This is a genomic window from Kurthia massiliensis (assembly GCF_000285555.1).
Lineage (GTDB): Bacteria > Bacillota > Bacilli > Bacillales_A > Planococcaceae > Kurthia > Kurthia massiliensis.
On record NZ_HE611000.1, the window covers coordinates 111,130 to 137,119 of the forward strand.

Sequence of the window (25,990 nt, forward strand, 5' to 3'; positions counted from 1 at the left end):
ATATAGGAATGTATTCCTGTATACTTGAACATGTAATTCATGTTTAAGGCGTAGCATATAGCTGCGTCTTTTTTCATGCACTACTTTTCCACACGTTCATCACCTAATAATCTTTATATTAAATAGAATATAAAACCTGATCCGTGCCAACGTAAGGCCAATTGATTTTACTTTTAAATCATATCTTTCCTAAACGACAATTTTTTCATCATGAAAAACAAAAAAATTAATTTTTCGCAAATACACTAGACAAATGAGCATTTATATCGTATACTTAAGTCAATAAGAAAATAAGTTACAAAAAATAATAAATTCACCTATTCCAAAGAGTATTTCGTGTTTATTAGTACTTTTTGTAATATGTGAATTTTTTTCTTTTTGAAAAAATAGATCTTATTAATATTTTTATAATGGAGGTCATTTAAATGACACAAGGTACAGTAAAATGGTTTAACGCAGAAAAAGGTTTCGGTTTCATCGAAGTTGAAGGCGGTTCTGACGTATTCGCTCACTTCTCAGCTATCCAAGGTGAAGGCTTCAAATCTTTAGACGAAGGTCAAAAAGTTGAATTCAACATCGAAGAAGGCCAACGTGGTCCTCAAGCTGCAAACATCGTAAAACTTTAATTTTTACGATAAAAGCACCTATCTCGGTAGGTGCTTTTTTTATGCTTCATTTTATTGCATATTTACCGCAAACGCTTCATATAAACATTCCCCCATGCAAGGCCCGCATACCGACCATACTGTAACTAAACGTATCATCTGTCACAATACCATTTCCTCGCTACTTACCGAATGTCGCACCTTCACCGAGCGCTTCTTTATACCAAGCTGTTTGAAGCGAATTGACATAACCATATTGTACTTTAATTTGTGCGCGGCTTAATTTTTCAACGACCGCACCGAGTTTATGCGGACCAGCGTCGACGACAATGCCATCTATCGGAAATCCATATCTTAACATACCACATGGCGACAAAATTGTTACTTGATCCCGCATAAAAATCCTTTTTTTTCTGAGCCTTTCTTTTAAAAGGTGACGACAATACGTTGACGCGCGGATGTAAAAGTAGATTGTGTCATAGGCACTCGCATCGAAATCATAACAAGATGTATCATGCTTATTTCTACATCTTGTTCACAGTAAAACGAAAAGTAGTGTCACTATCCATTGCGCTATCCTCATAAAACAATCATATGAATGAAACCATTTTATGAGCGATAACACATAAATATTTACGTAAAAATTTATTATTTTCTGACTATTTCGTCAATAAATACATCTCTTATATGTAGGGTAAAGTGTTTATTTTGTGCACATTGTACAAAAAAGCTCCGTGCCCAAATGGCACGAAGCTTTTTTTAAATAGATGTATAAACAGTCTGTTCGTATAAACGTTTAATTTTTTCGAGTGCACGTCTTCTTAAGCGTGACACCTGCATTTGAGAAACTTCTAATTTTTTCGCCACTTCATCTTGGCTTAATTGATTTACAAAAAGTTGATAAATTGCGCGTGCTTCATTTTCATTTAACTTGCTCAATACATAATTCATAAACAGTTGTTCTTCTACAACACTGTATGACATATCTTCTGCGCCAATCACATCTTCATAAGCAGCTTGTCCTTCTTCTTGATGATGGTTAGAAGGTGCATGCCATGATAAGGCTGTAAAATGGGTCATCGCCTGTAGTTGTTCTCTAATTTCATAAATGTCCATTTCTAAATATGTAGCCAATTCTTTCGATGTCGGTTTATATCCATGAAGAGATGTAAAATCTTCTATTGCTAATTGAATACGTTTGTAATTTTCTTTCGTTTTGACAGGCACTTCGATTGCCCACATTGATTTGAAATAATTTTTAATCTCACCAGTGACGCACGGAATCGCATATGTCATAAATTTATTATCATTTTTCAAATTAAAGCGTTTAATCGCTTTCATGAGGGCTGCCATTGCTACCTGGTACAAATCATCATAGTCGTCGCGAGTTCGGCTATATTTCCTTACGATTTTATCAACTAAATCTTTAAAAGCCATCAGAATATGCTCTTTCGCCCGATCGTCATTGTTCCTTTGTACATGTTGAATCCACGTTCTCACTTGTTCATCTGAAACGTATTTAGACATATTGACCCTCCAATTTATCAAATTTACAACATCAGAAGTCATAAAAAAATACAAAAAATAATCTTTATCATCAAATATTAAAAATAAGATAATATCCTAAGAACTATATACACATTACCCCAAAATTTTAACTTTAAGCATAAAATAAAAAAACCTACCCAATAAACAGGCAGGTTTCTTTAAAAAGATATCAAATGATTAAAGACCTAAAAGTTTCGAAAGAATACCTAGCACTAATGACAATAAGCTACCTACTAATTCCATCAAAACACCCCCTTATCATTTTTTATAATTCACTTATAATTCATTTTTGAAATATTCAAACAATTTTATTGATTTTTTTAGAAAGTAAAAAGAAAATTTTTTAAAGGTTAACGTAGCTACAAAAAATCAGACCCCGTCATGCTGACAAGATCTGATCGTTTTATTTCAGTTCCGAGCGTTCTAATAAGTTTAAATACTCGATTTTGAAGTTCATCGTTTCAAGTACCGGCCCTACCCATTTAATATTATTCATAATATAGTGACCAAATACTTCTTTTAAATCATCCATAAATTCTTCGACACAATCATTTTTATATTCTTTTTCATAATTGTCGTCTGCCCCTTCAGGCGCGTTCAAATAAAAGATGGCTAAAATAAATGCTAAAAAATCTGACTTCCCAACACCTTTATTGTTGTAATCACTTTTGCTAATACCTAGCAATTGGCCGTGATACTTTCGCATGTATGGGAAATAGACGTTGTCTGTTTGGAAATTGTAAATACGACCGCCATGTGCTGCCGCATTTCTAAAAAGTTGAATAATTTTTAATGCATAATATACTTGTACAATCTTTTTATCGTCATTATCAATTTTTTCGGGATCAATGCGTAAAAATGTACCGATAATACGTTTTTTAATCGTCACTTCTGATAAATTATACCAACTAATAAAATTACCGAATGATAAACTTTTCACGAGCACCCATGGCGGCACATACCCATATTGCTCCATATAATATTTCACAGGCGTCATATTCGGATTCGTTAACGCATAGTCAACATCCCTAAATAAATTGTGAAGTTCACCTTCTTTTTCTTTCGATACGTTTAATGATTCTCTACATAAATAAGATAATGGCTTACCATGTGTTCGTTTCTCTGGTCCATTACAATACGTATCGCCGATAATGTGCGCAATAATCGAGGCAAGATCTTCTTCAATAGCGAGTGAAATACTTAAAATAATTTGGCGCAGTTTGGCATCAAATTTATATAAATTATGTACATCTTCAAAATGTACATTGTCTGAAAATCGTTCTTTCTGTTTCGGATATTCTTCTTGTTGCGCTAAAAAAGGCGCTTTATAACCATTAATTAAACTATAGTAAGATGCTTTCACGAGCGTTTTTTTCGCTAGTTGCTCGTCATCAATGATTAAATTTTTTTGTTTTAAGCGCTCGATTTGTTCATCTAAGTTCGAAAAATCAATCGGTGCGCGCTTTTTTGGCGGTTGCTGCACGACGCCCTCTGCTTCCATCGACTTTCACCTCTTTATTTGTTTTATAATCTATATTAGCAATTTTCTAAACAAATAAACACAAAAAACCCCTTAACAATTGTTAAGGGGGCTATATTGGCCTTTATCGAGCCTGATCTTGTAATTCGATGCATCATTTATAGATCAATATTAACATTTATATTCATTTCTTTCAATACAGTATATTTAAATTGATGCTTTCGCATTAATTATTCTCTTTAAAAGATATTCAATATATGATGCTATAAATACAAATAGATGAAAAATATTTACATAAAAACACACCTTTACATTAAATACTAAACATGATATAATCAATATATTGCTGATTTTACACGGCATTTTAAGAGTCTTTTTGAAGATACTTATTCACACTGGCGCAGTCTTGGAACTGCAAGGATGCGGAAGCAGGTAGGGTTCGCATTGCTTAAGTTAGAAAACATCACACTGAAATTTACCGCGGTTATGGTTAAATAATAAAATTCCCCTGATGATAGGGTCGATACAAATAGTAAAATTAGCAATACCATAAGAGGGCTCCTAGCACTATGCTAGGGGCCCTCGTCCAATTTCTAAACTTTTGTTTGCCATCGCTCGTCTTCTAACATGCTACTAACAGCGCACGTTAAGAAAAAACATTTCGTTGATTTTCAGTAATCCCTTCAATTAAACCTAATTCACTTATTAAAAATTTATGCGCATGCGCTAACATTTCTTTTTCACTCGTATTAAGTGCTTTTTCTTTCTTAATCCGCATTAAATCACGCACAACTTCCGCGCATTCTTTCATTTTCCCTGTTTTTATTTTATCTGTATTTATTTTGTACCGCTGCTTCCAAGGCAATATTGGATAAGATTGTTTCTGTTGAAATGCGTCTAATATACTTTTTAATTCGGTAATATCGGTAACGCGGCGGATCTTTGAAGTCAATATTTTATCTGCAGGAATCATAATTTGTGTTTTACTCATTAACATTGTAATCACATAATATTGTTGCGTCTTCCCTAAAAATTCCTTTTGTTCTATGGCCTGAATTATTCCTGGTCCATACACTGGATAAATAATATTTTCGCCAATTTGAAACAAATCATCCACCTCCATATATAGTAACTAGTTTAACCTTATCATGCATATGGTTTTTTAAAAAATTTTTAATAATATCATAATTTTATTTTATTTGTCAACAATTTCAACTTTTTATTTATTCAAAAAATAGCTAAGATAGTTCATTCTCCTATAAAAGCACATATTCCACTTCTAACGAACAATTTCTGCATGTACAATCACCATTTCGGCATAACTCGAATAAGTACATCTTATTATTACTATAATCCGAAAAAAATTACGCTTTTTTATTTTCAAAATTATTGTTAAGGTGGAAAAAGGAGGTGTTAAATTAATGAAAAAATTATTATTAGCTTCACTTTTCTGTTTAACGGCCAGTTCCCTAACGCCAGTTATACCAACACAAACACTTGAAGCGTCAGCAAAAGAATATAATATAACTCAAAATTTTACTGCCAAATTAAAAAAGGGAACTTTTCCGGGTGCAAAAGGAAAAGTAGGATCCCTAAAGAAAAATTTAAAATTAAAGAAAGAAGGAAATATTTGGGTAGACTATTCAGTAGTATCTAAAAATAATGAAAGAGATGCTTACGAATTTTATAAATCTAAAGTCACTTTAATTGCTAGAGATTATAATTATTTAATTTCTCATTCTTCTCTGCGTAAAAATTTTGATAAGCCTGTGTTTGAAAATTATGGCGCTAAGATATATAAAGCTGGGAAATATTATGTAGGTGTCTATACATTTTCAAGTATAGCTGAAACATACACGTCTATGACTATTGGGACAAACTTTGCAACAATCGCTTACTATGATATACTAGTGAATTAACACTTCTTATTATATAATTCCAGCGCCCTATGCACTTAAAATAAGATGTAAATTTATTCAATCTTAATACCTATAAAGAAAGGATTAAAATCCAATGAAAAAGCATATACATATGGCATTAGCATCTAGCTTATTATTAACAACATTAGGTGCGACTACTGCAACGACTAACGCAAATGCAAAAGAAAATACAACAGTTGAAACAGCTGCAACTTCAAAAGTAGTATATAACGGATTCCATTTTGGTGATTATGGAAACTTGGTAAGAACAAAGGCGAAAGCTAAAAAATGGGTATTTTTAGAAGAAAACTATCGAGGTCTGTTTTATCAAAAGAAATTATATGGACATACAGCTGTTATCTTTATGGAACTTAAATACAATGCATTACAAGGAGTTGTTATTTCTTTTAATGACAGTTCAAAACTTAATACATGGAAAAAAGTCCAAACTTATCAAAAAGAAATGTATCGTAAATTAAATAAAGAATTTAAATATAAAAAAAGTACGACGAAAAAACAAGACGGAAAAATTGTTACGCGTTGGAATCTTAATAACAGAATCGTACAACTAATCGTCGGACATAATGATGCACGAATCGTATTTTCTAAAAAGTAAAGTATAAGAGAAAGGCGTGATATGAGTTGAAACGTTTCATTAAAAAGATGGCTATAGCAAGCGTCTTATTCACAAGTGTAGCAAGTTTAGAAGCATTTCCATCAACACAAGTAAATGCAAAAAGTTATAAAACGTATGTTTCTCTTACACATAATTATTTTGACGGCGTACTAGACAATAAAGGCTTTTTTGCGGGTAAATATACGAATAAGTTATCAAATGGATTAACGATTAAAAATGCTAATAATTATGCTGGCATTCCAAATGTAGTTATTTTAAAAGGCAGTAAAAAAGTTTATGCCAACGATGCGCTAGGTGTTGGATTAAATGACAATCTTAAATTTGCGGTAGATACTAACGGCTATTTAAATATTATTTATTCCTCTACTGATCGAGCAGGTAATGGTGGCTATCATTTAATTAGCGTTTCACCAAAAGGGAAAGTCTTTAAATCTAAGAGAAAAAATTTAAAGAACGGTGTAGACACATTAACTTTTGTTAAGCCTAATAAATTAAAAATCACGAAATGGAATGGGAAATCGATCTCGCATACTTTTACTAAAGGAAAAATAAAGTAACGCCATTCAATCATTCATTCCAAAAGCTAACAGCCCTTATCTATCATGCTGTTAGCTTTTTTAATACCGATATTGTCGATGCTCCCCTTCTTTCAAATCTCCCCTCTTTTCATGCTACAATTACGTTAGAGGTGATTGTATGTTTGAAGTGAAACCATTTCCCGAATTTTCTTGGTCACTGTCTCGCAGTAAATCGTTGTTAACGTGTGCACGCCGATACGGTTATGATTACTACGTTTCGCATAATGGCTGGCTCTCTTTTAATGTATCTCCAGAGGCGCAACATGCGTATCGTTTGAAAAAGCTAAAACATTTGCCGATGTTCGTCGGTGAAATTGTGCATGATGCTATTGAGAAAACAATCGGTCAAATTTATTTAGACCGTCCACTCCCTACTGCAGAAACGCTCGTCAACTATGCGCGCCATCAACTGAACACCGCTTATCAAACACCGTACGAGGCGTGGCATGCGAAGCCGAATAAACATGCGATGTATTTTGATCGCTATTACAACGGCAAACTTTCTGCCGAACAAGTCGCAACATATCAACAACGACTCCCACAATTGTTCGAACATTTTTTAACGAGTGAAACCGTTACGCAACTGCTAGCTCATCGCGATACAATCCGTATTCAGCAAGCGGAGCAATTTCGCTACGTCTATATCAATGATGTAAAAGTATTTATCGTCATGGACTTACTGTACGAAGATACGACGACAAATCAATGGGTCATTGTCGATTGGAAAACCGGTAAAGCATCTGGAGCAGATCGACAGCAGTTAGCATTGTATGCTTATTATTTACAACAAACATTAGATATCCCACTCGACCGCATTGTCGTTCGCAACGAATATTTATTAGAAGGAAAACATATCACAACGACGATTACGCAAACAGATATTGAAGATGTACTCGCCATTTTTGAGCGCAGCGTATTTGACATGCGTCAATATCAAGCCGATATGTTCACAAATGAACCGTATGAAATCGATACGTTTCCACGTACGACGCATGAGAAAACGTGCGAAACGTGTAATTACCGGGAGATGTGCTTACCACTAAACGATGAAAGATCTGGCGAATAACCAGATCTTTTTGTTACATATTCACTTCAAATACTTCAAGCAATGCTTTTTTCGTACCGATTAAATAAAAATCGTTAAGTATGGAATCGCGGCCATAATGCCGGCTGCCGGTACAAAAATATGGCCGACGGTATGTAATCCACTCATAAACTCTTTTCCGACACCGACTTCTGCGTTTCGAATTGCGCCGATTACTGCACAAGCCATAATGATATATACGATGACTGTTCCAATCATCTCCATAAGCGCTCGCCCCTCTCGTTAAACAAAATAATAATTTTAAGCAGAAAAATTTCGCTTTAAAGAGAATTATTTTCGTTATGCGCTAAAGTATAAGCTCGTAAGAAGTCATTGTGCAAGAGAGAAAATAGGCCCAGAAATATTTTCGTCACTTTCTACAAAAAGCATATGTATCACTATGCAATTCACCTAATGACAAATAAAAAAAACATCTCCGAGTCAGAAGGTTTTTTTAACTAATTAATTAGTTAACTAATTAATTTATGCGATTTCTTGTTGTTACGGGAATTGATATTCATATAGCTGACGGTCACGTCCTGAACGTGCTAACAACAATTCATGTGTCCCGACTTCAACGATCTCTCCTTTTTCTAATACGACAATTTGATCAGCCATACGAATCGTTGATAAACGGTGCGCAATGACTAGGCTCGTCTTATTATGAAGCAATGTGTTTAAACTGTCTTGAATCATTTTTTCAGATTCTGTATCTAATGCTGCTGTTGCTTCATCAAGCACGATTAAATTTGGATTTTTCAACAACGCACGCGCATTATACGGAAAAAGCTCCACAACATACCGCTGAACAACTTGTTAAACTATAAGGCTGTTAAATAGGAAGAAACTATAAAAAAGGCCTGTGCCAATGCACAAGCCTTTTTTTAATATGCTTTTTGATTTCCGATTAAACCGTATTTTATTTGAATACGTGTTAATTTTTCGCCAATCGGTTTCGTGAGTAATAATAAGAAAATAACATTTGAAACGGCGTACGTAATTGTGAATGGTAATGCGGTACCAGCAGCTTGTAAATAACGTAGCCAAGAAAATTCACCGTCATATGAAATAACAGTCCAAATGTCCATGACACAAGAAAATAATATTCCTGCGACGATACCGTATAAAATGAGCCCGATTTTCGTTTCCATCCACGTTGTCTTACCGAGCCATCCAGCGATATAGCCAATCATGCCCCACGTAAACATTTGAAATGGCGTCCACGGTCCTTGCCCAAATAACATATTTGAAACGACTGCAGATACAGCACCCGTTAAAAATCCCGCTTCTGGCCCCATTTTAAAACCTGTAATCGCTGTAATCGCCGTTACTGGTTTGAATGCGGGCACCCACATAAATGCGACGCGACCCGCAATCGAAATCGCTGACATGACCGCAATCACCATAATTTCACGAGCATGTGGTTTCCGTCTTTCAAACTGCATAAAAAATGGTACACAAGCAAGCGCAACGACGATTAACGAAATTAAATTGTATTTGCGGTCTTCGAGTAACGTTGCACCGATTATCAGTATGAGTGGAATCACTACGACTAAAATGATAAAAGATATCCATTTACGCTTCAATCATGCACGCCTCCTCGTAATATTGAATGAGTTGTGTTGCGGTAATCGCATTCGGAATGACATGTCGACTCATCCGATGCGCTGCGGTCGTATAAAAGTGATTGCCTGTATAAAAAGCGGTTCGTTCATCGCAAGAAACGATATTTCCGTCGAAAAATAGCGCTGCCCGGTCAGCATATTGAGCTGAAAATTCAATATCGTGTGTCACGATAAAAATCGTCATTCCTTGTTGTTGCAACGTATGTAAAATTTGTGCAAATACTTGTTTCGAAGCGCCGTCCATCCCTTTTGTCGGTTCATCTAACAATAACACTTTCGGCTGTTTCAATAACACTTTCGCTAAAGCGACTTTTTGTTGCTCTCCACCACTTAAATCAAATGGGTGTTGCGCGAATAAATGCGCGATGCCGAGTTGCTGTGCAATTTGTGTCACTTGTTCTGTCGACACACCGACATCGTCTAATTCTGCCTTCACTGTTTTTGCGACGAAAAGCGTTTGTGGATTTTGCGGTAACACACCGATCATATCGTACAGCGTTTGGCCTTTATATTTTTTAAGCGGCTTACCATCAATGCGCACGTTGCCTCTATATAACGGAAGTAGTCCACTCATCACTTGCAATGCTGTCGATTTACCAGAACCATTGCCGCCAAGCAGTGTAAACAATTCTCCTTTGTATAATGTGAATTGGAATTGTTTTAACACGTCAGGTGCTGTTCGCTCATAACGAAAATAACCATCTTCTACTTCTATCATCGGCACCGTTTGTTTGAAAGATGGTGTATTTAATACGGTTCCTCGTCGAAAATGTTTCGCACACCACGTACGTCCATCGCGAATCGTTAATGGCGCTAAATCGGTCATTCGTAGCGCATGATGTAGGCGCACTGGTGTTGGAAGCGTCTGTATCATTGGATGTTCTCTATCAATCGTTTGAAGATTTTGCGCCACCTCGCCCGGTGTACCATTGGCGACAATGCTTCCACATTCAAGCACGACGACGCGGTCTGCCATCGCATACACTTCTTCTAATCGATGTTCTACGAGTAAAATTGTTAAGCCAAGTTCTTGATTAAGTTTATAGAGCGTTTGCATAAATTCCGTTGCCGCAATAGGGTCGAGCTGCGACGTCGGTTCGTCTAAAATCAACACATCTGGTTGCATGACCATAATGCTCGCTAAATTTAGCAGTTGTTTTTGACCGCCTGAAAGATGCATCGTATCTCGATGGAACCACGTTTGAATGCCGAAAAAATTAGCCATTTCAGCGACGCGTCTACGGATTTCGTTTTGTGGTACCCCTAAGTTTTCTAAACCGAATGCGAGTTCATGCCATACGCGGTCCGTCACAATTTGATTGTCTGGTTGTTGCATCACGTAGCCAATTTTAGCCGCTTGTTCACGTGCTGATAATGCGTCTAACGGTTGGCCTTGAAATAAAATCGTTCCTGTTTTTTGACCGTGTGGGGTAATCGCTTGTTTTAATTGTTTTAATAATGTCGTTTTCCCACAACCTGATACACCACACAACACAACAAATTCACCTTGTTCAATCGTTAAGTCGATATGATTTAGCGCTTGTCGGTCGCTGAGTGGATAACTGAAGCTGAAATCTTTGAAGTCAATAAACGCCACTTCAATCCCTCCTGTACATATAAAATCGTTGGTAATAGCGCTAACACAAAAAAGCTACTGTAAAACATCACTGTATAAAGCGTGATCGGTAATGCCTGAAACGTCGGATAGTAGTCAAACGTAGCAATTTGTTGCCAGTGCCCTAATATTTGTACACTCAGTAGTACGACGATTACTGCTAAAAGCCATCCATCTCGTTTCGTGAACGTAAAAATGGAAAATGTCGTACGACCTGATAAACCGTAACCGCGCGCTTTCATCGAGTCAGCACTTTCAATCGCATTTTCAAGTGCCCACGTAATTAAAATAGATATGACTTGAACGGCTCGCTTGATGCGTTGCCACACAGAGCCTGCGCGTGGGTCTCGCCCAATCGCCTTTTGAGCAGTCATAATTAACTGCAATTGATATTTAAATCTTGGCACAAGACGCATCGTCACCGAAATGAGGAGCGCAACAGCAGGTGATAATGCGCCAAACAAATAAATAAATTGATCTGTCGTCATCAGTTGATTGAGTGCCATACACCAAAGCATGACCGCTAAAATGAGCGTACTCATCGCAATGCCATATGCAATCGCCTCTACCGTAATTGGTTGATAATTAACGTACAATAATACTTTTTCGCCATCATGCGTAATGAGTGGATTTATAAGCGCTGCAATGATACAAAATGGTAAAAACCATTTTAGTGCTTGAAAAAATCGGCTACGGTCGATTGTTAAGTTGACGCAAATCGCACCGATCAGCGATAAAACAAGTAACACAGGATGCATCGAAAACATCGTCAACCCGATAATCGTCGCAAAAAACAAACATAAAACGAATGGATGTAGTAAATGAACTGGATGCATGTTAATCATCCAATCCGATGTCACGGCCTAAATTTGTCGTGTAGTGCCACGTAATATGGTCGCCATCTTTCACATCATAACTTGAGGCACCAACTCCTGGTGCTTTGCCGTTTACAGCGTACATCCATCCGCTTAAACTACCTGCTTGTTTTTCATAAATATGATTAATGCCTTCTACATATACAGAGCCATAGCCCGTTTCCCCTTCACCTTCATATTCAAAATGTACATGATGTTTTTGCAATGCTTTACGCGTTGCTGTCCATGCGGAATCCCCTTTTTCAATCGTATATGTTGAAGATTCGATAATGACGCCATCTTTAGGCACGTACTTTGCATGCTGTAACGCTGCTGGTAGACGTTTGTAATGTTCTGGCTTTAACAACGTATCAACACGCACTGATACCGTTACGACTTCTTTTTTCTCTGCGTGATTCGCTGTTGTCGGTTTAGACGGCGTTGTTGTCGCGTGCGTTTTATTTTCTACTTTTGGCGCGTCTTTCGGTACAGACTTCGTTTCTTTTTTAGAAACTTCACGCTGTGTCTTTTCCGGTTTCGACGTCTGGCGCGACGACGTATCATGCGGTTTCGACGTTTCTTTTTTTGTTGATGTCGTCTGTTGTTGTGCAGTTGCTTGTGGTTTCGGTGCTACAGTCGTCGTTTGCTTTGATTGTTTTTGCTGAGCATCCGTACGGTCTTTAGCGAGTTCAGATGACGTATCCGATGTTGGCGTTTCAACAGTTTTTTGATCATCCACTGTTTCTTTTACTGTTTTTTCTTGCGCTTTTTCCTTCTTCTCTATATCCGCTGACGGATCTTTAGGTTTCTCTTTATGCTCTTTTTTTGTAACGTTGTCGTCATTTTCGTTTGTTGCAACAACTGTAGGTGTCGTTTCTTCTTCTGGATTTTGGCTTTGTAAACGTGCCATTTCTTTATCATATTCACTCACCGTCTGTACGTTACAACCACTTAGTAAAATTGCTGATAATATAACGAGCGATCGCCACTTTTTCATCACCATTCCTCCTTATATGCCAAAGAGGGCACCGGAAAATCCAGTCCCCTTTTTGAGAAAAATATGATTACTTCACTTTCACAGTCGTTGCTTTTGAAACGTTGCCAGCTTTATCTTTTGCTGTTACTTTTAAAACGGCTTTCGCTTTTTGAGCAGGGATTTTCACGCTGAATTTCCCTTTCGTGTCTGCTTTTGCGCTATATTTTTTACTGTTAATCGTAACGATGACTTTTGCGCCTTTTTCAGCTTTACCAGTTACCTTTTTTTGACCGGCTTTTACTGCTTTAACGACTGGTTTTGACGGAGCCGTTTTATCGACAACTTTTGTTTTTGTCGTAGTAGACACATTGCCAGCTGTATCTGTGACGGTCACTGTTAACGTTTGACCCGCTTTTTGTTTCGCAATTGACAATGTATACGTGCCATCGCCTTCTGCTAGTTTTGATGCTAGTACTTTTTTGCCGGCTTTCACCGTTACCGTTGCGTAGCGTTCTGCTTTCCCTTTGACGACTGTTGACTTGTCAGATACCGTTTTTACTGTTGCTGCTTTCGGTGCAGTCGTATCAAATGTGTTCGGTGCAGTCGCTTTCGTTAAATCGTAATAAGACGTTTGCGTATCATACGCTGTTAACGCTTGTGTCGCTTGTTGGCTCGAAATTTGATTCACTGAACCGTTTGCAGATGTTTTAAATGCATGTAATGTTGCGTCATAGCTCGTTAATAAATTGGCAACTGTCCAGGCACCGTTATCTAAAATAAATTGCGCATCCGTTTGTGGATTTTGACCGTTCGCAATTTGCGCTAAAATCAGTTGTGATACAGATTCAGGGCTATCGCCTTTTGCCCATTCACTAAAGAAACCAGCTTGAGCGCCCATTTGTGATTTGATATACGTGAAGCTATCTTCAATTACTTCTTTCACACGTTGTTCTGTTGCGTACGGTGCAAGGCTAATGACAGCCATCGCTGTTGAATCGACGTCCGGTCCTGTTGCCCATTCACTTGCAGACCCCCATGAGAAGCCGCCTGTTGTATACGCGTGGTCAATTAAAAATTGTACGATTGCTTCACGTGAGAAATCTGCTTCGTACGCTTCCGCAACAGCGTATTGTTTCGCATCTAGCGCTGTTAACATCCAGTAGTAATCCATTTCAAGTAACGCAAATGATGCATCTGTTTCCGCTTTTTGTTTTTGTGCAGCCGCAAATGCAAGCATATGCTCAACGACATTCACGCCATCAACATTTGTAGCATCTTTTCCGATTGCCGTTAAACCGATAATCGCTGTGGCGTAGTTACTAACAGACGTATAATTTGTAAAACCAGCTTTCGCTTCTTTTGCGACCGCTTTGTAATATGTATCGTAATAATTTTTAGCAACTGGAAACTTCGCTTTTGCTAACGTTAATACTGTACCACCTGATTTAGCATCAGGTGTTTTATTCATCGCATATGTAAATGCTGCACCGTCTTTTAATGCCGTTTTATACGATACCGTTGATGCGGTTTTAGCTTGTACGTCAAATGCTGTAAAAGCACTGAAAGCAAGTGTTGCTGTTAAAGATGTCGCTACTAATTTTTTCATAAACATAAAAAAACTCCCCCAAAAATAATTTTGAATTTTCAAACAAAACAATTTTCGAGGAAGAAAATAAGTATAAAAAAACTCTTTGCACAAGCAAAGAGAGATTCATCCAATTTATAGACAAACCTTCCCCTCGAAGATTGTTTCACGATGTAAAAGCAGGTCTCCTGGCTCGTGGTCATTTTACTCTAGCGGCTTCTCATTGCAATATTGCAACAATGCACAGTAGCTATTTCATCACACTTACAGTAGCGGGGCTGCGTTGGCTTTTCACCAATCTTCCCTATTATCCCGAATGGGCACTTTTACATATTCAATTGTTCATAGTATTCCATAAAATTTTCAGAATGTAAACATTTTTGTAAAATAACTTGATATCAACATGTACGTTCAAACATCAAAAAACACTTTTACAGCGTTTATTGCAAATCGTCAACGTGTAAAAGTGTAAAATATTATTAGTTAGTTCGTCACTGCATGTTGTTCACGCAGTTTTTTTGCTGCGGCGACCATATTTTTTAACGATGCGATCGTCTCAGATTCTTGCCGCGTCTTTAGCCCACAATCTGGATTGACCCAAAATTGTGCTTTTGGAATGACCGCTAAGCTTTCTGTCAATATCGCATATATTTCTGAAACATCTGGGACACGTGGACTATGAATGTCATAAACACCTAAACCAATGCCTAACTCATAACGATTTTCTTTTAGTGAATGAATGAATTCACCATGACTTCGAGACGTTTCCAATGAAATGACATCTGCATCTAATGCACGGATAGGATGAATAAAATCGTTAAATTCACAGTAACACATATGCGTATGAATTTGTGTATCCGTTGCTACATGTGATGTCGCTAATTTAAATGCTTCGACGGCCCAATTTAAATAATGCGACCAATTTGCTTCTCGTAGTGGCAAACCTTCACGTAATGCCGGCTCATCTACTTGAATAATTTTAATACCTGCTCGTTCTAGTGCAGTCACTTCTTGGCGGATGGCATAACCGATCTGACGCGCAACTAATTCTCTCGGTATATCATTTCGCACAAATGACCAATTTAAAATCGTTACGGGTCCTGTCAGCATACCTTTCACATAATGATCTGTTAATGCTTGTGCTTCGACAACTTCTTTCACCGTCATCGGATGCGTCCATGCAACGTCTCCGTAAATAATCGGTGGTTTTACACAACGCGAGCCATATGATACGACCCAAGCAAATTGTGTAAAAGCAAAACCTGTTAAATGTTCGCCGAAATACTCTACCATATCTGTGCGCTCGAATTCACCATGGACGAAAACATCAAGTTCTAATTGTTCTTGAATTCGAATCCAACGCGCTGTTTCATTTTTAATAAATTTCTCGTATTCAACATCTGAAATATCACCTTTTCGCCAAGCACTTCGCGTCTGTTTTACTTGAGCAGATTGTGGAAAACTACCGATTGTTGTCGTCGGAAAATCGGGAAGTTGTAACGCTTCTTTTTGTACTTGCTGACGCTGTGCAAATGGCACGTCACGTCTATAATCTTCAGGTGTAAGCGCCGCTAATTGTGTCGCAACTCGGTCATTTTTTCGGCTCGGATGAATTGCTAATGCTTCAATCGCTTTCATACTTTTAGCGACGAGTCCTGCTTCCGCCCACTGTCCTGTTTTTGCGAATGTTGTCAAATGCACGATTTCTGTTATTTTTTCATCCGCGAAAGCAAGGTGGTCGAAAAGGACATCTGGTAACGTTTGCTCAGCTTGTTTCGATACGGGCACATGTTGCAAACTGCAAGAAGTACTGATCCAAATGTTGTCTACGTTCGCCGCTTGTTTCACTACTTGAATTACCGATGCAGCTTCCGCTAAATTAACAGACCAAATATCTCTACCGTTAATGATGCCAATACTTAACATTTTGTCAGATGGAAACCCAAACTTCTGAATTGCTTTTATATTTTCTTTCGCGCCATGTACAAAATCTAACCCGAAGCCATCAACAGGAAGCTCAATTAAACGGTCATATGCATTTAACGATTCAAAATACGTTTGCAACATAAGCTTTGTACCATTTGTGTCATCGCGAAGTTGTTGGTACATCTCCTCAATTAAACGAATTTCGTCTGCGGGTAAATCTTTTGTGAAAGATGGTTCTTCAATTTGTACCCACTCTGCCCCTGCCTCACCGAGTTCACGAATCATTTGTGTATACAACGGTAAAATTTGCAAAATGAACAATGCTTTTTCTTTTTTGTTGTATCCTTTTGCTAAATCTACAAATGTATATGGACCGATAATTGTCGGCTTCGCTTGAATACCTGCTGCTTTTGCTTCTAAAAATTGTTCCAAAATCGGATTGTGCGCTAATGATAATTTTTGGCCTTCATATTCCGGAACGATGTAATGATAATTCGTGTTAAACCACTTCGTCATCTCACAAGCAACAACATCATCTGCTCCGCGCGCCATCGCATAATATAAGTCATTTTTCGTTGGCTGCTGTAACACATCGTACCGTTTCGGAATGAGACGGAACGCCACTGCTAAATCTAACATCCGATCATACTTCGTAAAGTCACCGACCGTTATGTAATCCAACCCGAGTTGCTGTTGATGCGCTAAACGTTCAAGGCGTAATGTTTTAAGTGCAGCTTCGAATGCTTCCTCCGTTAATGTGTTTTTCCAATAAGCTTCTACGTATCGCTTCCATTCTCGTTTTGGCCCGATATATGGATAACCTACTGCCGTACTGAATACTGTCATGTGATAAGCCTCCCTTTGTATTTACATCCTAAACGAAAAAAGCCGCTTCCATTTCGGAAACGACTGTGGACTTATCTATGCATAGTGAAATAAGCGTTATAATCACGCTACTAATCGCACAGAACACCACTCATTTCCTCGTGAGTATAGGTGTGTACTAGAAGTCGGCAGGTCTCCTGACTTATCATCAACGTTTCGCATCGCCTTCCCGATTGCTCAGTGGCTGTTGTGTGCGTCACTCCGAATTACAGTTGCGGGACAGTACTGGATTTACACCAGTTTCCCTTTTAAGCATATGTAACATATGCACCGCTCCGTTACACGAGATGTAATTTTCATTACTATATCATGATAAAAGTAAAATTAAAAGAAAATTTAGAAAAATAAAATAAATAATCTTATGTGATCATTACTTAAATAGTGTTGCAACATTTCAATATTAAGATTATGCTTAGTCGTAGAAAATGTAACATTCATACATTTTCTACACTGTCCAATGACATGTAACATGCCATTGGATATTGGAAAAGGTTCAAACATTCGTTTGATGAAAAGGGAAGTTAGTGCAATTCTAACGCTGTCCCGCAACTGTAATTCCGAGCTATTCACATATACCACTGTTTCAACGAAATGGGAAGGTGTGATATGCAATGACGATAAGCCAGGAGACCTGCCTTTTCAAGTACAACCAAAAACCTACGCGGATAGGAGGGATGAGTATGGCCTTATTGCCAACTCTTTGTGCGAAGCTTAAACGAATATATTTGATGAAATACAATAAAATATATTCCTCTAAGTTTCAGTACATTGATTTACACTGAAATGATTTACTTAAGGAGGAATATAAATGAATTCATCATACAAAGATATGTTAAAAGCGCACATTATGTTTTCAATTACAACGACAAATCAATTACCATTACAAGCGTATGTCCAACAACTCATGCAAGAACATGCAGAAGCACGTCAAGCTATCTTAACTGCTTATGAAGATGTGAAACGTGAATTGGTGACTGTGCAAGTAGCGGATTAAATGAATAAACGAAAAAGCCACGATGTCAGATCGTGGCTTTTCGTCGTTTATAACACTTTTTCAAATCGTGGTTGTTTCCACATTTGCCCCCATTTTATCGCTGCTGCAATCACAATGATGATGCCAAGTCCAAGCATAATACATGAAAGTACACTGTTTAAAATATTGTAGCCCCCTGCCGCTGCATTCCAATAAACATGCTTAACCATCCAAAAACCTGCCACGTTAACTGTGACATATAAATATACAAATGGCACGAAGCACGTCAACACATATATACGCTTAGGCGCGATTTTCAAGACATATGTGACCCCGTATACTAACCCAATTGATGCCATCAATTGATTGGACACACCGAATAACGCCCATACAGATGCGATATCACCAGAATTTAATAAATATCCCCATAATACACAAGATAAAGCACTTGCGAAAATGGCACCCGGCAACCAATCAGTACGCTTCATCGGTTAATAAATATCCCCTAAAAAATCTTGAATTAAATAACGAGCCGTACGTGTTACCGCATCAATCGCTGTTAAAATAAAGACTGCTTCAAACATAATAACAAATTGATAAAAATAACTTGTAAGATGGCTAAACCATTCTACATGTGAGGAAATTTTCGCTATACCAACAGCAAGTGTCACTGCACCTCCTGTACGCCCTTCTAAATCTATACCGACCGCCGATGAAAGCGCTGGTAAATCTACGACCGTCATTCCAAGTGTTTGAAACATTTCGGGAGATGCATTAATTGCAAAATAATCAGCTGGATGTAACACTGTTGCCGCAATCAACGCCATAATACCGACGACACATTCAACGAGCATTGCACCGAACCCGACAACGCGGATATCTTCCCATTTGTTTAACATTTTCGGCGTTGTCCCTGAACCGACGAACGCATGGAAACCTGAAATGGCACCACATGCAATCGTAATGGATACAAATGGCCATACTGGACCGTTCACAATTGGTCCACCACCATTGATAAAATCAGGAATAATTGCTGGGAATTGAATAACCGGGTTGATGATGAATACCCCGATGATCAATGCGATAAATACCCCAATTTTCATAAAGCTACTTAGGTAATCACGCGGTGCTAGTAAAAACCAAACCGGTAATGCGGCTGCGAAAAATGCATAAATCGGTAAAATAATCGCTAATGTCTCTTTATCTAACGTTAATACATTGCCTAACCATGTACCCTCAATATACGGGCCGTAAAATACTGCGCCGATTAATAACAGTACGCCCATCATCGTTGATAATTTAATATTTCCTAACCATTTGTTCATCATGCCCATTAACATCGCAATCGGAATTGTCGCCGCTACAGCAAACGTACCCCATGCGTTGTCTGCGAGCGCTCCTAAAATGACCATCGAAAGACCAGCCATCGTAATTGTAATAATAAATAACATGGCTAAACCTGTGCAAAAACCAGCGACAGGTCCAAGTTCTTCCTTCATCACTTCAGATAAAGATTTACCACCCTTCATCATCGAAGCAAACAAAACGACAGTATCGTGAACAGCACCACCAATGACAGCCCCAATTAAGAGCCAAATATCCCCCGGTAAATAACCAAATTGTGCCGTCGAAATTGAAAAAGGGAAGACGTTGATTATTAAGCTCATTTCTGTTGGCGAGCCGCAACAAAACGGAAAACGCATATTGTATTTCGAATTAAACGGTCAACCACGTGAAATTGAAGTCACTGATTTACAAATTGATGTAACAACAAATAAAACACCGAAAGCTGATTTATCTAATCCAAATCATATTGCCGCAACGATGCCCGGGACAGTGTTAAAAGTTCTCGTATCAGCTGGTAGTCGTGTGAAACGTGGTGAACATTTACTCATCACTGAAGCGATGAAAATGGAAACGACCGTCCAAGCACCAAAAGATGGCGTCATTCAATCTGTGCACGTCGAAAATAGCGATGGCCTTTCAGTCGGTGATTTACTATTAACATTCGAAGATTAAACACTTTATAAACGTTTTTCGCTTAGTACATTACACCCCGTTCTTCGTACAATTTCGCCGAACGTTTCGTTACATTAAAAAAGGAAGCCGTGTGATGTGGTTTCCTTTTTTAATGCAACAAATTAATTTATTAACTAATTAATTTGTTATTTTTATTATCATGTCATCAACTGTTCGCCGTCTGTATATTCCCTGAATAAATGTCATGTAAGGAATCGGATATGTTTGATAGAGTTGACTTTCTACAGTCATGGCTTAGACTAAGAAAGAACTCTTTCTATGCGTAGAATGAGCAAGATTTTCACTACAATAAGAGGTGTGAAGCAACATGTTAAATTTCGAATGTGATTATTTAGAAGGTGCACATCCACGTATTTTACAGGCACTGATCGATACGAATATGAAAAAAACGTCTGGGTATGGAAATGACCCTTACACAAAACGTGCAGCGCAAAAAATTTTAGACGCCTGTCAATGTCCAACAGGCGATGTGCATTTTTTAGTTGGCGGTACGCAAACGAACGCTACTGTCATTAATGCATTACTCCGTACATATGAAGGTGTCATTGCGGCAGATACAGGCCACATTAGCACACACGAAGCCGGTGCAATCGAAGCGGGCGGTCATAAAGTATTAACGATTCCACAAGTAGATGGCAAACTTTCAGCAGCAGCGATTGCCGACTATATGCAAAACTTTTTGAGCGATGCGAGCCATACACATATGGTACAACCTGGTATGGTGTACGTTTCACATCCAACAGAATACGGTACGCTTTATACGAAAGCTGAATTAGAAGCCATTCGCGCAGTTTGTACACAATATGATTTACCATTATTTTTAGATGGGGCGCGTCTCGGTTATGGACTTGCGGCAACTGATACGGATGTAACACTTCCTGTGATCGCAGAAAACTGTGATATTTTCTACATCGGTGGCACAAAAGTAGGCGCGATGTTTGGCGAAGCCGTTGTCACAACAAACCGACAACTGATCAAACATTTCTTCACGACGATTAAACAAAATGGTGCGTTACTCGCAAAAGGTCGTATGTTAGGTATTCAATTTGACGTATTATTTACAGACGATTTATATATGGATATTTCAAAACATGCAATCCGTCTTGCAGAAAAATTAAGAGATACGCTCGTACAAAAAGGATACAAACTATTTTTCGCATCACCGACAAATCAACAATTTGTCATTTTATCAAATGAACAACTGCAAGCATTGCAACAACATGTCCAATTCAGCATTTGGGAACCATACGACGAAACACATACAGTCGTGCGTTTCGCAACAAGCTGGGCAACGACTGAAGCAGACTTAGATGCGCTCCTTGCGTTACTGTAAATAGAATCGATTTTTGAAGCAGACTATACAACTCATCAGAACAATTTTTATTTACGATTGATTCGTAGCATACAAAATGTATCACTTTAAAATAAGAAAAGCCTCGAACATTATGACCGCGTTCGAGGCTCTTTTATATAATTTCAAATTTTCTTAGAAAATTGCTATGTTGACTAAAAATTTACATACATAATCCTATTGGAAATCCTTTTTTAATAACATATATACTTATGTCCATACCATTTCATAAAAATATTTGTTAATGTTAATGATAAGAGAACATTTAATATCTTTTTTCTAAAACAATAAGAAAGTAGTAAATCTATGAATCAAAAACAATTATTTATGTCCTTTTTTCACGCAGGAATTGCAGGATTTGGTGGTGGAAATACAACCATTTTATTGATGAAAGCAGAATTGGTTGATAAATATCAAATGCTTACAGATGATGAATTTTATGAAATCATGGCCATTGGTAATACCGTACCGGGTCCATTAATCGCAAAAATCGCTGGTTATTTAGGCTATCGAATTGGTGGTATATGGGGGATGCTCAATGCGCTCGCAGCTACGATTTTACCGTCTATTATTATGCTCATCATTTTATTTCATTTATTATTCAAAATAAAATATCCTGGCCTCATTCAAGGGATGATGAATGCTGTATTACCTGTCATTACAGTGATGATGTTCATGACATTTTTAGATTGCTTAAAAAAGGCAAATCGTTCATTCGGAATGTACAAAGGGCTTCTCGTCATACTAGCTGGCTTCGTTGCAATTGCTATTTTACATATTGATTCATCGATTGTTATTTGTGGGGTCATTATACTTGCACTTCTATTACCCGTGAAGAAGGTGCAAGCAAAGTGATTTATCTCCAAATATTTTTAGCATTCTTCATTCCTAACATAATCGGATTTGGTGGTGGTCCTTCGACGATCCCGCTTATTCAAAAAGAAGTAGTCGAACATTATCAATTTATGACGCTTTCTGAATATAGTAGTTTAATCGCCATTGGTAATATGTTACCAGGCCCCGCAGCAACAAAACTTGCAGGTTACATCGGTTATGAATTAGCTGGTATTCCAGGCGCTATCATTGCACTATTCGCTACAATAGCGCCTACTATGCTACTAATGTTAGCTTTACTAAGTATTTTAACGAAATATAAAGATTCTTTACGCGTTAAACGCATCACAATTTTTATTATTCCAATTATTGGTGCGCTAATGTTACAACTTACATTTAAATTTTTATTAGAATCTGCAAGTGCTCTTTCATGGGTACCAACTGTTTTAGCAGTAATCGCTTCATATATTGCGCTTGAAAGATTCAAACTCAACCCCGCCTTAGTAATTATTAGCGCCCTAATCATTGGCGCGTTATTTGCGTTATACGAATGAAACCGTCTTATTTTTTTATCATTTCTTTGCAGAATACCCCTCCATCAAGGAACGGAGTGAGTAGGGAGGGGATGAATGCGAACCCAATCATTTTGCTCGCATCAATTTGTTGAAAAGAACACCTGTTCTCAATATAATATGAGAACAGGTGTTTTTCATGCCACATAAAGCTTACCAATTAAAAACAACTAGAATCGAATGGATCTTACATATATGATTTCTTAACATTGAATTAAACGCATCATTAAGTTTAATTTGCCTAATTTATAAATCTTTTGCACCGTCAATCATTTTTATTATAGCGATGGGAATACGTAGCCCCAGGATAAAGTTATCATTTGAATAACCATTTATTTAAGCTTACAAAATGAATTTAATTGAGGTGTCTTAAATACTTACATATTAAAATACTATTGCTTCACTGTCTTTTAACTGCTCGATAGTTTGTTTTAATGCATCAATAAAATTTTGAACGTGCTCGACTTCTGTGTATGGAGAAATGGTACACATTTTGGCAGCTGCAATCGGTATGAAACGCTTTGTATCTTTCGCAAGCACCGTACAAATACGCGTTGTATCCCCGAAGAAAACACGTTCACGCTGTGCGCCTAATTGTTCAAACCAAGCTTTATTAATAGCATTGATTTGTTCAATATGTGCTTCTGTCGATCTGCCATTTACTTCTTCCTCCCAAGAACCATTGGGGTAATATCGAATATCTGTTATAGGTCCAACATTATTAGGATTTACTACTTTTACTTCAGGTAATTGAAAAGCCAGTTGTTCGCGGAAATATAAGTTGACACGTACATAGTTTGCTAACATTGCTTGATAGTTTTCTTTACCAAACGCACGTAATGCTGCATACATAGCTACTGAGCTACCCATACGTGAACATTCTAATGTATAACTTGTATGATATGAACCATATCCTCTATTCCCCATATAAGGTGTATCAAAATCTTCTAAATCTAATAAGCCAAGAGAACTTCCATCTTTTACTAAAAATAAACTTGATGTATAAGGCGTTTGACCAAGTTTATGGAAATCAAAGCATACAGAGTCTGCCAAATGAATATATCGCATACGAGACTGAATTTTTACGAGTGCTTGTTTAACAGGTTCTTCAAACTGTAAAGGATTCTTTATAAAGTCATAGTCATTAAAGAATGTATAAAACCCGCCCAAAGCTGAATCAGCATGGATGTGTATTGGTTTTAATACGAATTCTTTTTCAAGCTTAGTAGTAATATTTTTGATTTTTGCCACATCATCTATGGCAAAACTATCTGTAGTCCCTGTCGTTGCTACAACATAAACAGGAACCCCACCATTTTGTATTACATAACGCATTTGCGTTTCTAAATCTTTTAAATCCATTTCATGATTTGCATTCGCTTTTACACGTACAAGATGATTGCTACCAATCCCTACAGCTTCAATGGATTTCAATAAACTGTAATGAGCATTTTCAGAAGCAAAACAGTATAAGTTGTTTGGTACACCTTCTTCTTTTGCATTTGGATATTGTTTTGCAATAGCTATACGCAATCCATTAAAAACCGCTCCTTGTCCTCCCCAAGTCGTATAACCGAAACTTCGTTTTTCATCATATCCAACGATTTTTGACATCATAGAAATGACTTTTACTTCACATTCAGTAGCAGCTGGGCCATAAACGTCCCAAATACTATTACTGTTGACAAGCATATTCGTAAACATCCCTAACAACCCAGGAATACTTGAAAGCGGAATAACATTTGTGACGTAATTGTGTGATTGATAAGGATGTCCTTCCAACAGTTGCATCAGTTCTGACACAACTTCCTTCATTGATATCCCTTCTTCATTGACAGTAGAACTCTCCACTAATTTTTTGTAAAAAGCAGAAGATTTTTGTACGCTTTCTCCTAATACCGTTTTTTCAGAATTTTTTTTCTGATCTAATGTTGTCAAAATTCGTTGCAGATGATGTAAAAATTGTTGACGCTGTGCTTCATTACCATCTTCACTTTGAAATAATGTTTGATAGTTCTTCATGATATTTCCTCCGTCTTTATTCGTTTGATACAAATATTTTTACAATATCATTTTACTCTTGTTTTTATTTTTAAGTAAGTACTTAAGGCTCACTAATTGCTTCTTTATTTAAAAAGCGTAAAATATTTTATGGGAATAATTAGGACATAAGTAAATATTACGTTTGTTAATGAAGAAAACAGCTGCTTAACAGAAAAAAAGACATTCACGATTTGAATAAAATCATGAACGTCTTCACTTAAGACTTTGTACCAACCTCATTTTTAATACATTATAATAATCTATCGTTAATGTCATTTTTTAGAGAATCTTTCACATATACCTTTTTCAACGCAAATATATGATTATGTTCATTTTCAAATTCAACTGGAATACTTCGATATGATGCGTTAGTTTCTACCAAACTTATTTAAGTTGCTCATAACGTACCGTATTTTCCTCACAAAATAGTATTAAGTCTTGATAAACTGTAGTAGGTTTAAACAACGACATTCGAATAGAAAGTCCTTTGTTTAATTGAATAATAGCTGATTTTGCTTGTGGGCCACTTCTTTTAAAAACGATTTTTTTAATATCTGTTACCGCTATATTTTTAGCATAAATCTTTATACCAAATATACGCATTTCATAAACAAGGCCAGATGTTTTTATCCGAAATGAATAAGTTATAAAAGCTAGTAAAATGCAGATGATGCACATCGCTAAAGCAGTCCATTTCAAGATTGATATATCTTTATTTAAAGTACCTAACATTGAACTACCCCCACTTAGCCGTTCTTCGAACATGCTTGAAGTGGGGGATTCCTACGAACAGCGCTTGCTTGTTTCCACTTGCTCGAAACAGCGGCTTCACTTTTTTAGTAGGCGAGCCCCGTAGTCCC

At 37.3% G+C, this 25,990-nt stretch carries 22 protein-coding genes, 3 pseudogenes and 3 riboswitches; of the genes and pseudogenes, 10 read left to right on the forward strand and 15 right to left on the reverse strand.

Translation table 11 applies throughout. From position 1 onward, the window contains the following. The first annotated feature begins 425 nt into the window (after positions 1-425). Entirely contained in the window at positions 426-626 is a 201-nt protein-coding gene (locus tag KMHG_RS11990) for a cold-shock protein (protein WP_010289837.1), read from the forward strand. 160 nt (positions 627-786) lie between these two features. On the opposite strand, the gene KMHG_RS19360 is transcribed toward KMHG_RS11990, so the two are convergent. From KMHG_RS19360 to KMHG_RS12010, 4 genes are all read right to left on the reverse strand, one after another. Then, positions 787-1,002, reverse strand: coding sequence for a hypothetical protein (locus KMHG_RS19360; RefSeq protein ID WP_010289838.1), 216 nt, complete (start codon positions 1,000-1,002; stop codon positions 787-789). A gap of 362 nt (positions 1,003-1,364) precedes the next feature. Further along, a complete protein-coding gene (locus tag KMHG_RS12000) occupies positions 1,365-2,132 on the reverse strand; it encodes a sigma-70 family RNA polymerase sigma factor (RefSeq protein WP_010289839.1) in 768 nt (255 codons plus the stop codon). Between the two features lie 424 nt (positions 2,133-2,556). Beyond that, entirely contained in the window at positions 2,557-3,654 is a 1,098-nt protein-coding gene (locus tag KMHG_RS12005) for an Abi family protein (protein WP_010289840.1), read from the reverse strand. A gap of 625 nt (positions 3,655-4,279) precedes the next feature. Further along, on the reverse strand, positions 4,280-4,756 hold the full coding sequence (locus KMHG_RS12010) for a CarD family transcriptional regulator (protein ID WP_010289841.1): 477 nt from the start codon (positions 4,754-4,756) through the stop codon (positions 4,280-4,282). A gap of 298 nt (positions 4,757-5,054) precedes the next feature. Between KMHG_RS12010 and KMHG_RS12015 the strand changes: the two genes are divergently transcribed. The 4 genes from KMHG_RS12015 to KMHG_RS12030 all read left to right on the forward strand — a co-directional run bounded on the left by KMHG_RS12015 (position 5,055) and on the right by KMHG_RS12030 (position 7,833). Further along, entirely contained in the window at positions 5,055-5,552 is a 498-nt protein-coding gene (locus tag KMHG_RS12015; RefSeq protein ID WP_010289842.1) for a hypothetical protein, read from the forward strand. A 94-nt stretch (positions 5,553-5,646) separates the two neighbouring features. Beyond that, positions 5,647-6,168, forward strand: a complete 522-nt coding sequence (locus KMHG_RS12020; RefSeq protein WP_010289844.1) for a hypothetical protein — start codon at positions 5,647-5,649, stop codon at positions 6,166-6,168. Between the two features lie 26 nt (positions 6,169-6,194). Then, entirely contained in the window at positions 6,195-6,746 is a 552-nt protein-coding gene (locus KMHG_RS12025; protein ID WP_010289845.1) for a hypothetical protein, read from the forward strand. 139 nt (positions 6,747-6,885) lie between these two features. Further along, on the forward strand, positions 6,886-7,833 hold the full coding sequence (locus tag KMHG_RS12030; protein ID WP_010289846.1) for a PD-(D/E)XK nuclease family protein: 948 nt from the start codon (positions 6,886-6,888) through the stop codon (positions 7,831-7,833). Between the two features lie 63 nt (positions 7,834-7,896). Here KMHG_RS12030 and eutH read toward each other — a convergent pair. The 8 genes and pseudogenes from eutH to metE form a co-directional block, all read right to left on the reverse strand. Continuing rightward, positions 7,897-8,076: pseudogene (gene eutH / locus KMHG_RS12035) on the reverse strand (ethanolamine utilization protein EutH); the annotation flags it as partial. Between the two features lie 276 nt (positions 8,077-8,352). Next, entirely contained in the window at positions 8,353-8,646 is a 294-nt protein-coding gene (locus KMHG_RS12040) for a xenobiotic-transporting ATPase (protein ID WP_010289848.1), read from the reverse strand. An 89-nt stretch (positions 8,647-8,735) separates the two neighbouring features. Continuing rightward, on the reverse strand, positions 8,736-9,437 hold the full coding sequence (locus KMHG_RS17935) for an ECF transporter S component (protein ID WP_010289849.1): 702 nt from the start codon (positions 9,435-9,437) through the stop codon (positions 8,736-8,738). Continuing rightward, on the reverse strand, positions 9,427-11,073 hold the full coding sequence (locus KMHG_RS12050; protein WP_010289851.1) for an ABC transporter ATP-binding protein: 1,647 nt from the start codon (positions 11,071-11,073) through the stop codon (positions 9,427-9,429). The genes KMHG_RS17935 and KMHG_RS12050 overlap by 11 nt, the downstream gene beginning before the upstream one ends. Continuing rightward, complete coding sequence (locus KMHG_RS12055; protein WP_010289852.1) at positions 11,010-11,927, reverse strand: energy-coupling factor transporter transmembrane component T; 918 nt, start codon at positions 11,925-11,927, stop codon at positions 11,010-11,012. The genes KMHG_RS12050 and KMHG_RS12055 overlap by 64 nt, the downstream gene beginning before the upstream one ends. A gap of 1 nt (position 11,928) precedes the next feature. Next, positions 11,929-12,942 carry a DUF4430 domain-containing protein gene (locus tag KMHG_RS18495; RefSeq protein ID WP_010289853.1) on the reverse strand — a complete coding sequence of 338 codons (1,014 nt, stop codon included), beginning with the start codon at positions 12,940-12,942 and terminating at the stop codon, positions 11,929-11,931. Positions 12,943-13,009: 67 nt separating this feature from the next. Beyond that, entirely contained in the window at positions 13,010-14,533 is a 1,524-nt protein-coding gene (locus KMHG_RS18500; RefSeq protein ID WP_010289854.1) for an Ig-like domain-containing protein, read from the reverse strand. Between the two features lie 134 nt (positions 14,534-14,667). Next, positions 14,668-14,849: riboswitch (cobalamin riboswitch) on the reverse strand. A gap of 140 nt (positions 14,850-14,989) precedes the next feature. Continuing rightward, positions 14,990-17,278 (reverse strand): 5-methyltetrahydropteroyltriglutamate--homocysteine S-methyltransferase, encoded by a 2,289-nt coding sequence (gene metE, locus KMHG_RS12070; RefSeq protein WP_010289855.1) that lies wholly within the window; start codon positions 17,276-17,278, stop codon positions 14,990-14,992. A 149-nt stretch (positions 17,279-17,427) separates the two neighbouring features. Then, positions 17,428-17,607, reverse strand: a riboswitch (cobalamin riboswitch). A 182-nt stretch (positions 17,608-17,789) separates the two neighbouring features. Beyond that, a riboswitch (cobalamin riboswitch) is annotated at positions 17,790-17,970 on the forward strand. Positions 17,971-18,125: 155 nt separating this feature from the next. Here metE and KMHG_RS12080 point away from each other — a divergent pair. After that, complete coding sequence (locus KMHG_RS12080) at positions 18,126-18,311, forward strand: hypothetical protein (RefSeq protein ID WP_010289860.1); 186 nt, start codon at positions 18,126-18,128, stop codon at positions 18,309-18,311. A gap of 47 nt (positions 18,312-18,358) precedes the next feature. Here the strand turns inward: KMHG_RS12080 and KMHG_RS17950 are convergent. Beyond that, positions 18,359-19,924 (reverse strand): annotated as a pseudogene (locus tag KMHG_RS17950) (carbon starvation CstA family protein); the annotation flags it as partial. Between KMHG_RS17950 and KMHG_RS12090 the strand changes: the two are divergent. The 4 genes and pseudogenes from KMHG_RS12090 to KMHG_RS12105 form a co-directional block, all read left to right on the forward strand. Further along, positions 19,917-20,309: pseudogene (locus KMHG_RS12090) on the forward strand (biotin/lipoyl-containing protein); the annotation flags it as partial. The pseudogenes KMHG_RS17950 and KMHG_RS12090 sit on opposite strands and share 8 nt — an antisense overlap. A gap of 328 nt (positions 20,310-20,637) precedes the next feature. Beyond that, positions 20,638-21,663: a threonine aldolase family protein gene (locus KMHG_RS12095; protein ID WP_010289868.1), complete on the forward strand. Its 1,026-nt coding sequence runs from the start codon at positions 20,638-20,640 to the stop codon at positions 21,661-21,663. Positions 21,664-21,987: 324 nt separating this feature from the next. Beyond that, entirely contained in the window at positions 21,988-22,536 is a 549-nt protein-coding gene (locus KMHG_RS12100) for a chromate transporter (protein WP_010289869.1), read from the forward strand. Beyond that, positions 22,533-23,069, forward strand: a complete 537-nt coding sequence (locus KMHG_RS12105) for a chromate transporter (RefSeq protein ID WP_010289870.1) — start codon at positions 22,533-22,535, stop codon at positions 23,067-23,069. The genes KMHG_RS12100 and KMHG_RS12105 overlap by 4 nt, the downstream gene beginning before the upstream one ends. Positions 23,070-23,471: 402 nt before the next feature. On the opposite strand, the gene KMHG_RS12110 is transcribed toward KMHG_RS12105, so the two are convergent. Further along, entirely contained in the window at positions 23,472-25,109 is a 1,638-nt protein-coding gene (locus tag KMHG_RS12110; protein ID WP_010289871.1) for a pyridoxal phosphate-dependent decarboxylase family protein, read from the reverse strand. A 405-nt stretch (positions 25,110-25,514) separates the two neighbouring features. Beyond that, positions 25,515-25,862, reverse strand: a complete 348-nt coding sequence (locus KMHG_RS17955; protein WP_010289872.1) for a hypothetical protein — start codon at positions 25,860-25,862, stop codon at positions 25,515-25,517. Positions 25,863-25,990: the final 128 nt, after the last annotated feature.

Coding starts and splice junctions, on each gene's coding strand:
- KMHG_RS18495 (WP_010289853.1), bottom strand. CDS start 12,942: ATGAAAAAGTGGCGATCGCTCGTTATATTATCAGCAATTTTACTAAGT.
- KMHG_RS12010 (WP_010289841.1), bottom strand. CDS start 4,756: ATGGAGGTGGATGATTTGTTTCAAATTGGCGAAAATATTATTTATCCA.
- KMHG_RS12015 (WP_010289842.1), top strand. CDS start 5,055: ATGAAAAAATTATTATTAGCTTCACTTTTCTGTTTAACGGCCAGTTCC.
- KMHG_RS19360 (WP_010289838.1), bottom strand. CDS start 1,002: ATGCGGGATCAAGTAACAATTTTGTCGCCATGTGGTATGTTAAGATAT.
- KMHG_RS12080 (WP_010289860.1), top strand. CDS start 18,126: ATGAATTCATCATACAAAGATATGTTAAAAGCGCACATTATGTTTTCA.
- KMHG_RS17955 (WP_010289872.1), bottom strand. CDS start 25,862: ATGTTAGGTACTTTAAATAAAGATATATCAATCTTGAAATGGACTGCT.
- KMHG_RS12100 (WP_010289869.1), top strand. CDS start 21,988: ATGAATCAAAAACAATTATTTATGTCCTTTTTTCACGCAGGAATTGCA.
- KMHG_RS12030 (WP_010289846.1), top strand. CDS start 6,886: ATGTTTGAAGTGAAACCATTTCCCGAATTTTCTTGGTCACTGTCTCGC.
- KMHG_RS18500 (WP_010289854.1), bottom strand. CDS start 14,533: ATGTTTATGAAAAAATTAGTAGCGACATCTTTAACAGCAACACTTGCT.
- KMHG_RS12095 (WP_010289868.1), top strand. CDS start 20,638: ATGTTAAATTTCGAATGTGATTATTTAGAAGGTGCACATCCACGTATT.
- KMHG_RS12110 (WP_010289871.1), bottom strand. CDS start 25,109: ATGAAGAACTATCAAACATTATTTCAAAGTGAAGATGGTAATGAAGCA.
- KMHG_RS12005 (WP_010289840.1), bottom strand. CDS start 3,654: ATGGAAGCAGAGGGCGTCGTGCAGCAACCGCCAAAAAAGCGCGCACCG.
- KMHG_RS12000 (WP_010289839.1), bottom strand. CDS start 2,132: ATGTCTAAATACGTTTCAGATGAACAAGTGAGAACGTGGATTCAACAT.
- KMHG_RS12020 (WP_010289844.1), top strand. CDS start 5,647: ATGAAAAAGCATATACATATGGCATTAGCATCTAGCTTATTATTAACA.
- KMHG_RS12055 (WP_010289852.1), bottom strand. CDS start 11,927: ATGCATCCAGTTCATTTACTACATCCATTCGTTTTATGTTTGTTTTTT.
- KMHG_RS11990 (WP_010289837.1), top strand. CDS start 426: ATGACACAAGGTACAGTAAAATGGTTTAACGCAGAAAAAGGTTTCGGT.
- metE (WP_010289855.1), bottom strand. CDS start 17,278: ATGACAGTATTCAGTACGGCAGTAGGTTATCCATATATCGGGCCAAAA.